Origin of the sequence: Oceanimonas marisflavi (genome assembly GCF_003049725.1) — a bacterium.
Classification (GTDB): Bacteria; Pseudomonadota; Gammaproteobacteria; order Enterobacterales; family Aeromonadaceae; genus Oceanimonas; species Oceanimonas marisflavi.
Genome location: NZ_QAGM01000005.1, coordinates 54,988 through 68,889 on the forward strand (window position 1 = coordinate 54,988; position 13,902 = coordinate 68,889).

At 59.7% G+C, this 13,902-nt stretch carries 16 protein-coding genes; 9 read left to right on the forward strand and 7 right to left on the reverse strand.

Going from position 1 to position 13,902, the window contains the following annotated elements:
- Window positions 1-41: 41 nt before the first annotated feature.
- From mutM to radC, 4 genes are all read right to left on the reverse strand, one after another.
- Window positions 42-854 carry a bifunctional DNA-formamidopyrimidine glycosylase/DNA-(apurinic or apyrimidinic site) lyase gene (gene mutM / locus DA373_RS04745; RefSeq protein ID WP_107851197.1) on the reverse strand — a complete coding sequence of 271 codons (813 nt, stop codon included), beginning with the start codon at window positions 852-854 and terminating at the stop codon, window positions 42-44.
- 95 nt (window positions 855-949) lie between these two features.
- The gene (gene rpmG, locus DA373_RS04750) at window positions 950-1,120 is read right to left on the reverse strand and encodes a 50S ribosomal protein L33 (RefSeq protein ID WP_019934506.1); all 171 of its coding nucleotides are present in this window, start codon (window positions 1,118-1,120) and stop codon (window positions 950-952) included.
- An 11-nt stretch (window positions 1,121-1,131) separates the two neighbouring features.
- Window positions 1,132-1,368, reverse strand: coding sequence for a 50S ribosomal protein L28 (gene rpmB, locus DA373_RS04755; protein ID WP_014291125.1), 237 nt, complete (start codon window positions 1,366-1,368; stop codon window positions 1,132-1,134).
- Between the two features lie 131 nt (window positions 1,369-1,499).
- Window positions 1,500-2,174 (reverse strand): RadC family protein, encoded by a 675-nt coding sequence (gene radC / locus DA373_RS04760; RefSeq protein WP_107851198.1) that lies wholly within the window; start codon window positions 2,172-2,174, stop codon window positions 1,500-1,502.
- A gap of 108 nt (window positions 2,175-2,282) precedes the next feature.
- On the opposite strand from radC, the gene coaBC reads away from it, so the two are divergent.
- Genes coaBC through mscS form a run of 4 tightly spaced genes read left to right on the forward strand, consistent with a single transcriptional unit; the run spans window position 2,283 to window position 5,448 of the window.
- On the forward strand, window positions 2,283-3,491 hold the full coding sequence (coaBC, locus tag DA373_RS04765; protein ID WP_107851199.1) for a bifunctional phosphopantothenoylcysteine decarboxylase/phosphopantothenate--cysteine ligase CoaBC: 1,209 nt from the start codon (window positions 2,283-2,285) through the stop codon (window positions 3,489-3,491).
- The gene (gene dut / locus DA373_RS04770; RefSeq protein ID WP_107851200.1) at window positions 3,478-3,933 is read left to right on the forward strand and encodes a dUTP diphosphatase; all 456 of its coding nucleotides are present in this window, start codon (window positions 3,478-3,480) and stop codon (window positions 3,931-3,933) included. The genes coaBC and dut overlap by 14 nt, the downstream gene beginning before the upstream one ends.
- Window positions 3,934-3,949: 16 nt before the next feature.
- The gene (gene slmA, locus DA373_RS04775; RefSeq protein WP_107851201.1) at window positions 3,950-4,549 is read left to right on the forward strand and encodes a nucleoid occlusion factor SlmA; all 600 of its coding nucleotides are present in this window, start codon (window positions 3,950-3,952) and stop codon (window positions 4,547-4,549) included.
- Between the two features lie 44 nt (window positions 4,550-4,593).
- Complete coding sequence (mscS, locus tag DA373_RS04780; protein WP_107851202.1) at window positions 4,594-5,448, forward strand: small-conductance mechanosensitive channel MscS; 855 nt, start codon at window positions 4,594-4,596, stop codon at window positions 5,446-5,448.
- A gap of 198 nt (window positions 5,449-5,646) precedes the next feature.
- Here mscS and pyrE read toward each other — a convergent pair whose 3' ends face one another.
- Entirely contained in the window at window positions 5,647-6,288 is a 642-nt protein-coding gene (pyrE, locus tag DA373_RS04785; RefSeq protein ID WP_107851203.1) for an orotate phosphoribosyltransferase, read from the reverse strand.
- 47 nt (window positions 6,289-6,335) lie between these two features.
- The gene (gene rph, locus DA373_RS04790) at window positions 6,336-7,058 is read right to left on the reverse strand and encodes a ribonuclease PH (RefSeq protein ID WP_107851204.1); all 723 of its coding nucleotides are present in this window, start codon (window positions 7,056-7,058) and stop codon (window positions 6,336-6,338) included.
- 153 nt (window positions 7,059-7,211) lie between these two features.
- On the opposite strand from rph, the gene DA373_RS04795 reads away from it, so the two are divergent.
- From DA373_RS04795 to DA373_RS04805, 3 genes are all read left to right on the forward strand, one after another.
- A complete protein-coding gene (locus tag DA373_RS04795; protein ID WP_107851205.1) occupies window positions 7,212-8,075 on the forward strand; it encodes a YicC/YloC family endoribonuclease in 864 nt (287 codons plus the stop codon).
- A 121-nt stretch (window positions 8,076-8,196) separates the two neighbouring features.
- Window positions 8,197-11,382 (forward strand): DEAD/DEAH box helicase, encoded by a 3,186-nt coding sequence (locus DA373_RS04800; RefSeq protein ID WP_157953680.1) that lies wholly within the window; start codon window positions 8,197-8,199, stop codon window positions 11,380-11,382.
- A gap of 96 nt (window positions 11,383-11,478) precedes the next feature.
- A complete protein-coding gene (locus DA373_RS04805; protein WP_107851207.1) occupies window positions 11,479-12,267 on the forward strand; it encodes a glycosyltransferase family 32 protein in 789 nt (262 codons plus the stop codon).
- Between the two features lie 3 nt (window positions 12,268-12,270).
- Here DA373_RS04805 and DA373_RS04810 read toward each other — a convergent pair whose 3' ends face one another.
- Window positions 12,271-12,579, reverse strand: a complete 309-nt coding sequence (locus DA373_RS04810) for a DUF6482 family protein (protein WP_107851208.1) — start codon at window positions 12,577-12,579, stop codon at window positions 12,271-12,273.
- Window positions 12,580-12,886: 307 nt separating this feature from the next.
- Here DA373_RS04810 and gmk point away from each other — a divergent pair, with 307 nt between their 5' ends.
- Window positions 12,887-13,516 (forward strand): guanylate kinase, encoded by a 630-nt coding sequence (gene gmk, locus DA373_RS04815; RefSeq protein WP_107851209.1) that lies wholly within the window; start codon window positions 12,887-12,889, stop codon window positions 13,514-13,516.
- Window positions 13,517-13,565: 49 nt separating this feature from the next.
- Window positions 13,566-13,841 carry a DNA-directed RNA polymerase subunit omega gene (gene rpoZ, locus DA373_RS04820; protein ID WP_107851210.1) on the forward strand — a complete coding sequence of 92 codons (276 nt, stop codon included), beginning with the start codon at window positions 13,566-13,568 and terminating at the stop codon, window positions 13,839-13,841.
- The last annotated feature ends 61 nt before the right edge of the window (window positions 13,842-13,902 follow it).

Here is a 13,902-nt window from a genome sequence, read left to right on the forward strand (position 1 = left end):
GATGGGCTCCTCACTCCTTTCGCCTCACTCCTCACACGCCCTCACCGCTGGCAGCGCCCGCAATACACGGTGCTGCGGCCATTCATGCGGATTTCCTTTAGCAGGCCGCCGCATTGCATGCAGGGCTGCCCGGCCCGGCCGTAGACCTGCAGCTCCTGCACGAAATAGCCGGGCTTGCCGTCGCTGCCGGTAAAGTCCTTGAGGGTGGTGCCCCCCTGACCAATGGCCCGGGCCAGCACGGTCTTGATTTCATCCGCCAGTTTCAGGTAACGCGCCCGGCTGATGCTGCCCGCTTCCCGCTGGGGGTGAATACCCGCCGCAAACAGCGACTCGTTGGCGTAGATGTTGCCCACCCCCACCACGGTATGGTTGTCCATAATGAACTGCTTCACCGCGGTCTTGCGCCCCCGGCTGCGGGTGAACAGGTGGTCGCCGTCAAAGTCATCGGTGAGCGGCTCCGGGCCCAGCTTTGCCAGCAGAGGGTGTTGCTCTGCGGGCTCGCGGGTCCACAGCAGGCAGCCAAAGCGGCGCGGGTCGTTCAGCCGCAGCAGCTTGCCATTGGCAAATTCAATGTCTACATGATCGTGCTTGCCTGCCGGCGTGCCGTGGGGCAGCACCTTGAGGTTGCCGGACATGCCCAGGTGCAGAATGGCGGTGCCCCAGTCGGTTTCCAGCAACAGATACTTGGCCCGGCGGCGAATGCCGGTTACGGTCAGTCCGGTGAGCTCCTGGATCTCCGCCGGCACCGGCCAGCGCAGGCTGGCATTGCGTACCACCACCCGCATCACCGACTCTCCCAGCAGGTGCGGGGTAATGCCCAGACGACTGACTTCCACTTCCGGTAATTCCGGCATTCGCACTCTCCTTTCTTCAACGCGGCGGCAGTATAGCCCGGGCGACGAGCATAAAAAAACCCGGCCGAAGCCGGGTTTTTTGAGAGGGCAAAATCTTACTTGATTTTGCCTTCCTTGTAGATCACATGCTGACGAACAACGGGATCAAACTTTTTGATTTCCATTTTTTCGGGCATGTTGCGCTTGTTCTTGGTAGTGGTGTAGAAGTGACCAGTACCGGCGCTGGAGTTCAGGCGGATTTTCTCGCGAATACCTTTAGCAGCCATGGGTTATCTCCTTAGACCTTTTCGCCACGGGCACGCAGGTCAGCCAGGACGCTGTCGATACCTTTCTTGTCGATAATACGCATACCCTTGGTGGTGATGCGCAGTTTTACAAAACGCTTTTCGCTCTCAACCCAGAAACGGTGAGTTTGCAGGTTGGGCAGGAAGCGACGCTTGGTGGCGTTGTTCGCGTGAGAGCGGTTGTTACCAACAGCTGGCCGCTTACCAGTTACTTGGCATACTTTAGACATGTCAGTCTTCTCCAAAACTTACTTTTGCTCGAGCAATGATACCCCGATTGGCCGTCTTTCGGGGCAAAATAAGGCGGCAATTTATACAGCAAATTCAGCTCGAGATCAACAACAAGCCGAACGCCCGGCATTCAAAGCCAGCCACGCTCGGCAAAAGATACGGTTTCGCCGTCGCCGACAACCAGATGGTCCAGCACGCGAATATCCAGCAGCCCCAGGGCGGCCTGTATACGCTCGGTGATCATGCGATCCGCCCGGCTGGGCTCGGCCACTCCGGACGGGTGATTATGCACCAAAATTACGGCGGCGGCACCCTGCTTGAGCGCCAGGGCGACGATTTCCCGCGGATACACCGCCGCCGCATCCAGGGTGCCAAAAAACAGCTCGTGAAACTCAATGACCCTGTGCTGGTTGTCGAGCAGCAGCAGGGCAAACACCTCCCGGGGCTGATCCCTGAGTTTCAGTTGCAGAAACTCCCGGGTCAGGTCCGGACTGGTGAGGGCATGCTCCCGCCTTATGCGCTCCTCCAGAAAACGACGCATCAGCTCCATGCAGGCCTTTAATTGCACATATTTGGCCAGGCCCAGACCGGGCCCTTCGCAAAACTGGCGCGCCTCCGCCTGCATCAGGCCGCGTAATGAACCGAACTGCTCAAGCAGGGTGCGGGCCAGGGTCACGGCGTCCATGCCTTTGGCGCCGGTACGCAGAAAAATGGCCAGCAGCTCGGCGTCCGTCAGACTGCCGGCGCCCCGGCTCAGCAGCTTTTCCCGTGGACGATCATCTTCCGGCCAGTCCTTGATGCTCATGCCAATGCCCTCCTTCTGCAGCACGATGGGGTCCGGAAGGTTAAGCCTAGCCCACAGCGGGAAACGATTGTGATAATCTTGCCGGCTGTACACGAGGAGACCATCGTCATGTCTGTTGCAGGAAAACGCATAGTTATCGGCATTACCGGCGGCATTGCCGCCTACAAGGTGCCCGAGCTGGTACGCCGGCTCAAGGAGCGCGGCGCCGAGGTGCGCGTGATCATGACCGCCTCCGCTCAGGAATTCATTACCCCGCTCACCCTGCAGGCGGTATCCGGGGAGACGGTATCCGATGCCCTGCTCGATCCGGCGGCCGAAGCCGGCATGGGGCATATTGAACTGGCCAAATGGGCCGACCTGCTGCTGATCGCGCCCGCCAGCGCCAATACACTGGCCCGGCTGGCGGCCGGGCTGGCGGACGACCTGCTCACGACCGTGGCGCTGGCCACGGCGGCGCCGCTGGCGGTGGCCCCGGCCATGAACCAGCAGATGTATCGTCATCCGGCCACCCAGGCCAATCTGGCCACCCTGCAGGCCCGTGGCGCTCTCATCTGGGGGCCGGCTCAGGGCGAGCAGGCCTGTGGCGACGTGGGCCCGGGCCGCATGCTTGAACCCATGGTGCTGGTGGCCGAGGTGGAGCGGCATTTTGCCCCCAAAGCCCGGCCCCTGGCGGGACTCAGGCTGATGCTCACCGCCGGCCCCACCCGTGAAGCTCTGGATCCGGTGCGTTATATCTCCAACCACAGCTCGGGCAAGATGGGCTTTGCCCTGGCCGCCGCGGCACAGGCACTGGGCGCAGCAGTCACCCTGGTCAGCGGTCCGGTAAATCTCGCCACTCCCGCCGGTGTGCAGCGGGTGAATGTGGAAAGCGCGCAAAACATGCATAACGCCGTGATGGCCGGTATCGGTGAGCAGCACATCTTTATCGCCTGCGCCGCCGTGGCCGACTATGCGCCAAAAGTGGTGGCATCTAACAAGATCAAGAAGACCCAGGCCGACAACATGGTGCTGGAGCTGGTTAAAAATCCCGACATTGTGGCCTCGGTGGCAGCCCTGCCCCGCAAGCCGTTTACCGTGGGATTTGCCGCTGAAACCCAGGATGTGGAAAAATACGCCCTTGATAAGCTCCAGCGTAAAAACCTCGACATGATCGCCGCCAATGACGTTTCCGGCAGCGATCGTGGCTTTAACAGCGACCAAAATGCCCTGAGCGTGTTCTGGCCCGGCGGCCAGCACCATTTACCCCTGGCCGGCAAAACCGAGCTGGCCGAACAGTTACTGACCTTAATTGCGAAGCGATACCATGACACCCATTGAACTGAAAATTCTCGATCCCCGGGTTGGCACCGAGTTTCCCCTGCCCGCCTACGCCACCCCCGGCTCCGCCGGCCTGGATCTGCGCGCCTGCCTGGACGAGCCCCTGACCCTGGCACCCGGTGATACCCAGCTGCTGCCCACCGGCCTGGCCATTCACATTCAGGATCCCGGCCTGTGCGCCACCATTTTGCCCCGCTCCGGCCTGGGCCATAAGCACGGCATTGTGCTGGGCAATCTGGTGGGGCTGATCGACTCTGACTATCAGGGGCAGCTGATGGTATCCTGCTGGAATCGTGGCAAGGACAGTTTCACCATCGCACCCGGCGAGCGCATTGCCCAGCTGGTGATCCTGCCGGTAGTGCAGGCCCAGTTCACCCTGGTGGATGAATTTGATCAAAGCGAGCGGGGAGAAGGCGGATTCGGCTCTTCCGGTCGCCACTAACCAACCGGACATTTGCATGGCCAATAATAACCAGAACAGGAAAAACCGCAGGGAGCAGATCCTGCAGGCGCTGGCCCACATGCTGGAAACCAGCCCGGGACAACGTATTACCACCGCCAAGCTGGCCGCGGCAGTGGGCGTATCGGAAGCCGCTCTTTACCGGCATTTTCCCAGCAAGGCGCGCATGTTTGAGGGATTAATCGACTTTATTGAGGAGTCGCTGTTTTCCCGCATCAACCTGATCCTGCAGGACGAAAAGGACAGCAGCCAGCGCCTGTGCTACATACTGCAATTGGTGCTGGGCTTTTGCGAGCGCAACCCGGGCATTACCCGCCTGCTTAACGGTGATGCCCTGCAGGGGGAGCACGAACGTCTGCTGGCGCGCATCAACCAGCTGTTTGACCGGCTGGAGACCCAGCTCAAGCAGATCATGCGCGAGCGCCGTCTGTATGAAGGTGACGGCTTTGCCGAGAACGAAACCGTGCTGGCCAACCTGCTGCTGGCCTATGTGGAAGGCCGCATCAACCAGTATGTGCGCAGCCAGTTCAAAATAAAACCAACCCACAACTTCGACAGCCACTGGCAACTGCTGCACCGGCAGCTGGCCGCGGTGTAACGGCGCTCCCTCTTTAATTTAAATAACAACAGAGGCACGAGAGAATGGAAACCGAACTGCTCAACACCCAGTTTCTGCAGGACGCCCAGAGCTGGGTGGTCAACAATCAGGAGCTGATCATTCGCTATGGGGTGAACATTGCCGCCGCCCTGCTCACCCTGGTGATCGGGTTTATTGCCGTGGGCATGCTCACCGGGGGTCTGAACCGGGTGCTCAAGGCGCGCAAGATCGACAGCACCATTTCCGATTTCGTCACCAGCCTGCTCAAGTATGGCCTGCTGGCCTTTGTGATCATCGCCGCCCTCAGCCGGGTAGGGGTGCAAACCGCCTCCTTTGTGGCCGTGGTGGGTGCCGCCGGTCTGGCCATTGGCCTGGCACTGCAGGGTTCCCTGTCCAACTTTGCCGCCGGCGTGCTGCTGATCGGCTTTCGCTTCTTCAAGGCCGGTGACTACATTGAAGCGGGCGGCACCGCCGGCACCGTGCACTCGGTACAGATCTTCACCACCATTCTGATGACGGCCGATAACCGCATGATAGTGGTGCCCAACTCCAAGATCCTGAACGATAAAATCATCAACTACTCCAAAGAAGCCACCCGCCGGCTGGATCTGGTGATTGGCGTGTCTTATAGCGCCGATCTCAAGCTCACCAAGGAAGTGCTGACCCGCATCATTGAAGAAGAGCCCAGGGTACTGAAGGAGCCCGCCTGTCGCATTGCGGTGAGCGAGCTGGGCGCTTCTTCGGTGGACTTTGTCGTGCGTCCCTGGGTCAAGGCCGAGGACTACTGGAACCTGAAGTTCGATCTGCTGGAGAAGATAAAGAACGAGCTGGATGCCAATCACATCGGCATTCCCTTTCCCCAGATGGATGTGCATCTGCACCGGCAGAAAAGCAGCTGATCGCTGCATTTACTCAATAAAAAAGCCGCTTTCAGCGGCTTTTTTATTAAACAATGGCGACCTTGCCTGTAGGCAGAAAGTAGGTTGGCGATGAGCGTAGCGAATCCCAACAACAGAGCCGACGGCTGAAGTGTTGGGATTCGTAAAACTCATCCCAACCTACCCCTTTGGCCGACGTTCACTGCACCTTCAGGCCACTCAGATGCCGTACTGTTCCCGGTAGGCACGCACCCGCTCCAGATGCTCGACCATCTCCGGCTGTTCGCTCAGATATTCGATCAGATCGCCCAGGGTAATAATCGCGGTGACCTGAGCGTTATAGTCGCGCTCCACTTCCTGAATGGCGGACAGCTCGCCCTTGCCCTTTTCCTGCCGATCCAGCGCAATCAGCACGCCGGCGAGTTCGGCGCCGTTGGCCTGAATGATGTCCATGGATTCACGAATGGCGGTGCCGGCGGTGATCACATCGTCCACCAGCATGATGCGGCCAGCCAGAGGGCTGCCCACCAGATTGCCGCCCTCGCCGTGATCCTTGGCTTCCTTGCGGTTAAAACAGTAGGGCACGTCCTGATCGTGCACTTCCGCCAGCTGTACCGCGGTGGCGCTGGCGATGGGAATGCCCTTGTAGGCCGGGCCAAACAGCACGTCGTATTGTACGCCCGCATCCACCAGGGCGGCGGCGTAGAAGCGGCCCAGCCGGGCCAGGTCACGGCCGCTGTTAAACAGGCCGGCGTTAAAGAAATAGGGGCTCTTGCGCCCGGATTTCAGGGTGAACTCGCCAAATTTCAGTACCTGTTTGGCCATGGCAAATTCAATAAACTCGCGCTGATACGCTTTCATGCAGCTCTCCGCAATGTCATTCAATAAATTAAGGGGGTTGGCGGTGATCAGCCGGCAATGACCCGGCGCTGATGCTCCACCAGATCGTTTACCGCCTTGCGCGCCAGCGCCAGCATGGCCAGCAGCTCGTCGTGGCTGAAGGGGGCGGCCTCGGCGGTGCCCTGCACCTCAATCATGTTGCCTTCGGCGGTCATTACCACGTTCATGTCGGTTTCCGCTTTTGAATCTTCGGTATACTCCAGATCCGCCACCGGCTGGCCGTCGACAATCCCCACCGAGATCGCTGCTACCAGGGTCTTGAGCGGATTATGAATGATCATGCCCTCGGCCTTCATCCAGTTCAGGGCATGAGCCAGGGCCACACAGGCGCCGGTAATGGCGGCGGTGCGGGTGCCGCCGTCGGCCTGGATCACATCGCAGTCCACGGTAATGGTGTATTCACCCAGCTTTTCCAGATCCATGGCGGCGCGCAGCGAGCGGCCGATCAGTCGCTGAATTTCCATGGTGCGGCCACCCTGCTTGCCCCGTGCCGCTTCCCGGGCCATGCGGCTGTGGGTGGAGCGGGGTAGCATGCCGTATTCCGCCGTCACCCAGCCCTGGCCCTGACCGCGCAGAAAGCGGGGCACGCCTTTTTCCACCGAGGCGGTGCACAGCACCTTGGTGTGGCCAAATTCCACCAGCACGGAGCCTTCCGCATGACGGGTATAGTTCGGGGTAATGGTTACGGGGCGAATTTCGTCCGCCGCGCGTCCTGAAGCTCGTTCGGTCATGGTGTTCTCCTGTAGGTCAAAAAGGCGCTGCCCGGCGGGCAAACCGAAGCATTATAAAGAAAGCGCCGGCCCAATGCATGCCGCCCAACGTTGGCGCCTGAGCCCGGCTGTGTCACACTTCGGGATTACTCTTTGACAGACAGCAGGAATCACATGATCCACAGCATGACCGCCTTTGCCCGGCAGGAATTTAAACAGGACTGGGGCACCGCCGTATGGGAGCTGCGCTCGGTCAACCAGCGCTACCTGGAAACCTACACCCGGCTGCCCGAGCAGTTTCGCGGCCTGGAGCCCATGGTACGGGAAAAACTGCGTGCCAAACTGCAGCGGGGCAAGGTGGAATGCGCCCTGCGCTTTGAAAGCAACCAGGCCAGTCAGGGTGAGCTGCACATCAACAAGGCCCTGGCCGAGCAGCTGATTGAAGGCGCCACCTGGGTGATGGAAAAGGCCGGTCAGGGCACCCTGAACCCGGTGGACATTCTGCGCTGGCCCGGGGTAATGGAAGCCCAGGCTCAGGACATGGACGCCATTGGCAAGGCCCTGCTGCAAGGGCTGGATACGGTGATCAACGACTTCCTCGCCGCACGGGCCAGCGAAGGCGACAAGCTCAAGGCCCTGATTGAACAGCGCCTCACCGGCATTGAGCAGGAAGTGGCGAAAGTCAGCGCGCAAATGCCCGCCATCATGGAATGGCAGCGCCAGCGCCTGCGGGACCGCTTTGAAGAAGCCAAAATTGAACTGGACGCCCAGCGGGTAGAGCAGGAAATGGTCATGCTGGCCCAGAAGGTGGACGTGGCCGAAGAGCTGGACCGGCTCACCGCCCACATTGCCGAAACCCGCAAGATCCTCAAAAAAGGCGGCCCCTGCGGCCGGCGCCTGGACTTTATGATGCAGGAGTTCAACCGGGAGTCGAATACACTGGGTTCAAAGTCCATCAACGCCGACATCACCGCCAGCGCCGTGGAGCTGAAAGTGCTCATCGAGCAGATGAGAGAGCAGATCCAAAATATCGAGTGATCCTCATGCTGCGGCATATAGCCCCCGTAACAACGGGGGCTGGTATTCCCTTCCCCCTTTGCTCCATTCTCTGCCCGTATTAAAGTACCCACACCTTACAGTGACCTTCTGCACCAGCACCATGCACTTTACCCTTGACGACATTCAGCACATGACCGACTCCGCGACCTTTCAGCGGGGCGAACGCTACTTTCGGCAGCACGGGGTGCTGTCGGTCAAACTGGACGAGGTGCATGAACAGCTGGTGGCCGAAGTACAGGGCACCGAACTTTACGAGGTGTATGTATTCTGGGAAGACGACATGCTGGTGGCAGACTGTAGCTGCCCGGTGGAGTACAACTGCAAGCACGGGGTGGCGGCGGCGCTGCAGTGGCTGAACAACACCAAAGCATCCAAAAAAACAAAGACTCTGCCAACCAGAGGCCAGAAGAGGCAGCCGCCGGCGCTTTCCCCGCTGGAACAATGGCTGGCGTCCCTGCCTGCCAACGCTGCGACAAAGGCCAACCCGGACAAGCTGCCTCCGTCACGGCACTATCTGCTGTACCGGCTGGAGTTTTATCAGGACCAGTTTGTACTGGCGCTGTACAAGGCTTATCTGAAAAAGGACGGCAGCTGGGGCCAGCAAAAGCCATACCATACCCATGCTTATAACCTGTCATGGGGAACACCAGAGTTTTACCTGCCGGAAGACGCCAGGCTCCAGAGACTGCTGCCCGCGATGCCCACCTACAACCAGACCATGCTGACGCTTCAGGGCGAGGATGGTTACCAGGTGCTCACCCGCTTGCTGCCCGGCTGGCGTTTATTGCCCCCCTTTGGCAACCAGCCATTGCGCCAGGCTGCCCCCCGCCCCCTGAGCTGGGTGTGGAAGAACTGCAGCGCCGGTCAGCAACTGGTCGCCAGACTGGATGGCTTGTCCGGCTGGAAGCTGCTTGCCACTGAGCCACCCTGCTATCTGGACACCAAAAATTCCGTCATCGGCGAGATTATTACCCCGCTTGATACAGAGCGGCTGGCTCATCTGTGTGCCATGCCGCCGGTGCCGGACGAGCAAATGGCCACGGCGGCGGTTCAGCTGCGCCGGGCCTTTACTGCAGAGCAACTGCCATTGGCCCGGGAGCCGGATTTTGTGACCCTGGACACGCCCGTGCCTCACCTGGTGCTGGCGGTTACCCCTGCCAACAAACCCGTGCCCGGCGCACGACTGCTTTATGACTATGGCGATATTACCCTGCCGCCCGACTATCTTGTTGCCGTAACCGAGCCGGTGGCCATGCACCAGCATGAAGGCCGGCAATATCTGATAAAACGGGATCTGGCGGCTGAGCAGCGCGCCTGTGAACAACTGAAGGCCCTTAATCTTGCCCTGCTCAGCGAGCAGGATAACTTCTGGATGCCAAGCACACCCAGCAACGAGGTCATGCTCAGCCAGTGGCAGCAGCATATTGAGCAGGACTTTCCCGAGCTGGAGCGGCAGGGCTGGCACATTCGTTACGATCCGGATTATCGGCTCGATATTGAGGATGCCGCCTTTGAGATGGCACTGCAGGACGGCGAACATGGCTGGTTCGACTTTTCGCTTGGAGTGCAGCTGGGTGACACCAAGCTCGACACCGCAGAGCTGATTGGTGCCTGGCTGCAGGCGGGCATGCCCAATGAACTGTTGCTGCCCGTAAACGGCAACTGGCTGCGGCTGAATACGCAGCCGCTCACCACCATCGGCAGTCTGCTGCTGGAGTTATATAACGGCAACAAGCTGAACGACGCCGTCTCACTGCCTCCCTTTGAGGCCGCCCTGCTGGGAGACTTGCCCAGCCTCGATATGCGCCAGGCACCGGCCACCGCCGCCCTGATGGCGCAACTGCAACACTTTACTGGTCTGCAAACCGTGCCCGCTCCCGCCGGATTGCAGGCCGAGTTGCGCCCCTATCAGCAGCAGGGCCTGAACTGGCTGGGCTTTTTGCACAGCTACGGCTTTGGCGGCATTCTGGCCGACGACATGGGCCTGGGCAAAACCCTGCAGACCCTGGCACTGCTGCAGCACCTGAAGGAAAACAACAAGCTGCAACAGCCCGCCATGATAGTGGCCCCCACCAGCCTGATGGGCAACTGGAAACACGAGGCCGCCCGCTTTGCGCCGGCACTCAAGGTGCTAACCGTACACGGCCCAAAACGAGCAAGCGCCCTGACACAACTGGCTTCGGCAGATCTGGTGCTCACCACCTACCCGCTGCTGTTGCGGGATCATGAGCATTACGCAGAGCAACACTTCAGCCTGCTGGTGCTGGATGAAGCCCAGGCCATCAAGAACCCGGTCACCAAGGCGGCCCAGCGGGTGCGCCAGCTGAAGGCCGAGATGAAGCTGTGTCTGAGCGGTACGCCCCTGGAAAATCATCTGGGTGAGCTCTGGTCACTGATGGACTTTGCCCTGCCCGGCCTGCTGGGCGGGCGCAGCACCTTTAACAAGGCGTTTCGCCAGCCCATTGAAAATCACGGCGATCATGACGCTCACCGGCTGCTCAGCCGCAAGCTGACCCCCTTCATGCTGCGCCGAACCAAGGCGGACGTGGTAACCGAACTGCCGGAAAAGACCGAAATCGTGCAGTATGTGGAGCTGCAGGGCAAACAACGCGCCCTGTATGAAAGCATTCGGGTGAGCATGGAGCAGCGCATTCGCGAGCTGTTTCAGCGCCAGGGGCTGGCCCGCAGCCACATTGAATTTCTCGATGCCCTGCTCAAGCTGCGCCAGGCCTGCATAGACCCGCGCCTGGTCAAGCTGGAGCAAGCCGCCGCGGTAAAGGAGCACGCCAAGCTGGACTGGCTGAGCGAAACCATTCCGCGCCTGCTGGAAGAAGGCCGCAACATTCTGGTGTTTTCCCAGTTCACCCAGGTGCTTGGGTTAATTGAAGAAGATCTGAACCGGCAGGGCATTGACTACAGCAAACTCACCGGCCAGACCCGCCATCGCCAGCAAGCCATAGACCGTTTTCAGCAGGGCGAAGTGCGGGTATTCCTGATCAGCCTCAAGGCCGGGGGCAGCGGCCTGAACCTGACCGCCGCCGATGTGGTCATTCATGTGGATCCCTGGTGGAACCCGGCAGTGGAAAACCAGGCCACCGATCGCGCCCATCGCATTGGCCAGAACAAGCCCGTGTTTGTATACCGGCTGGTGGCCACAGACACGGTGGAAGAGCGCATTCAGCAAATGCAGCAGCAAAAACAGGCCCTGGCCGATGCCCTGTTCAGCGAAACCGGCAGCCAGAAACTGCCCGCCGATGCCGACAGCCTGCTGGCACTGCTGCGTTAACGCCCGGTCAGCATACCGACATTCAGGGCCGGCACACCGGCCCGGCGTGCTAGACTAACCCGGTTTTCAATGCCAAATATTGCCACAGGAGTTCCCGTGAAGGTACACGTTGTCCTTGCCAGCCGGCTGATAAAGCTCGTAGCCAACATCACCAAGGTGCTGAGCTACGTTTTTCATTACTTTCTGCCCAACAAGCGCTTTACCCTGCCGGCCCGCTCCGGAGCGCTGATCAAAGGGGCAGACAGACCCATTCCCCGCATCATCTGGCAGACCAACTACACCGACAAGGCCACCCTGCCGGTGTACCTGAACTATTTGTTCAACCGCATTATGTCGCCCACCTTTGAATACCGCTTTATGATCACCGAGGCCCGGGCCGAGTTTATTAAGGCCAACTACTCCCCGGAGATTTTCGAGGCCTATTCCCGGCTGCAGATCGGGGCTTCCCAAGCGGATTTCTGGCGCATCCTGGTGCTGCAAAAATACGGCGGTGTCTATCTGGATATCGACGCTCATGCGGTGTGGCCGCTGGGCTGCACCATTCGCCCCGAGCATGAAGAACTGTACATCATTCGCCAGAATAACGAGCTCACCAACTACTTTATTGCCAGCAAACCCGATAACCCCAATCTGGCGAAGCTGATTGAACAAATCCTTACCAATATTCGCGAAAACACCATCAGCGGCGTGTATGACATGACCGGCCCCGGGGTGTTCAACAGCGTGCTCGACTACCAACAGGTGCCCACCACCTGGTACCGCCATACCTGCAGCCAGGGCAGCTTTACCAACGAGTATTTTCAGTACATCGACAAGCCCCAGGGCAAGTGGACCAGGGAACAGCACAAGGTGGACGTGGTGCGCAAGGATCCTCCCGAAAGCTAAGCGTCAGGCCCCGGCCTGCCAGCCGGGCCAGGCAAGTTCCAGCTCCATGGGCGGCGCCGGTTTTGCCGCCTGTCCCACCATCTCCTGGTAGGGGGAATACTGCACCAGCAGGCAGCGGGCCACGTTCAGGCCTGCCAGCCTCTCCCGGGCGTGCTCAATGCTGCGAAAGGTGAGGGCTTTGCCGCCGTCGGCCAGTGGCCGGCGCTCACCGTCCAGCTCCGCTTGCACCGTATACAGGCTCATGTCGTGCGAATAAATATACAGCCGCGCAATGTTGGCCTTGTCCTTCAGCAAGGCTTTCAGTTCCCACATAAGAGGCTCCTTTTTACCCTTGTAAGCCACACAGACCGAGGCCGCACCAAAACCCTTGCAGCCAGCTTCAGCGCAAGTTAACTCGGAATTTACGAGGTTTTATGCAGGAAAAAACTGATAGAGCCGAACCGAGGTGCTGATCATAATGAAATCTGCGTGGAGGGCACTTCCGCAGCAAGCTATAGTTACTTTTTGACTGGCCGTCGCATTCGCAACGGCCATTTTTTTATTTCCGGCTTTCTGGTAGGATTGGTCGCCCCTGATCCCGGCCGGCGGCGCGGGACATATCACGAACGGGCAGAACACTATGGCGCACATCGGTACCCTATTCATTATTTCCTCTCCCAGTGGCGCGGGCAAATCCAGCCTGATCAGAGCCCTGCTCGACCGCCCCAGTGCCGATGGCCGGCTGCAGGTGTCGATATCCCACACCACCCGTGATGCCCGTCCGGGCGAAGAAAACGGGGTGCACTATCACTTTGTCGACAAGACCGAGTTCAAGGCGCTGATAGACAGAGGCGCCTTTTACGAGTGGGCCGAGGTGTTCGGCAACTATTACGGTACCTCGCGGGAGTGGATCGATCAGCAGCTGGCCCAGGGCATCGACATTCTGCTCGACATCGACTGGCAGGGCGCCCGCCAGATCCGTGAGCAGTCACCCAGCGCCAAGTCCATCTTTATTCTGCCCCCCAGCCGGGAAGAGCTGGAGCGCCGGCTCAACGCCCGCCAGCAGGACAGCGCCGAAGTGATTCAGGGCCGAATGGCCAAGGCAGTTTCGGAAATGTCCCACTACGACGAATACGACTATCTGCTGGTCAACGATACTTTTGAGCATGCGCTCAACCAGCTCAGCGCCATTATCGAGGCTGAGCGCGCCAATACCGGCAAGCAGGCGGTTCGCTACCACGATTTGCTTTCCCGGCTACTGGCGGAATAAGCTAATATCCATTAGAATTTTGCACCTTTTTTAATCATTGGAGTCTGTTATGGCCCGCGTTACCGTTGAAGATGCCGTAGAACAGGTTGGCAACCGTTTTGATCTGGTGCTGGTGGCAGCCCGCCGCGCCCGCCAGCTGGCGACTCAGGGCAAAGATGCCCTGGTAGAGGAAGAGAACGACAAGCCCACCGTGATCGCCCTGCGCGAAATCGAGGAAGGCCTGGTTAACCATGCCGTAATGGACGCTCAGGATCGCCAGGAGCAGCAGGAAATGGAAGCCGCCGAACTGGCTGCCGTGGCTGCCATTACCGAAGGCCGCAGCTGACCCCAGGCTTTAACCACTGCCGGCGGGCCCGTTATTCACGGGCCCTTTGCTCTTCCATCGC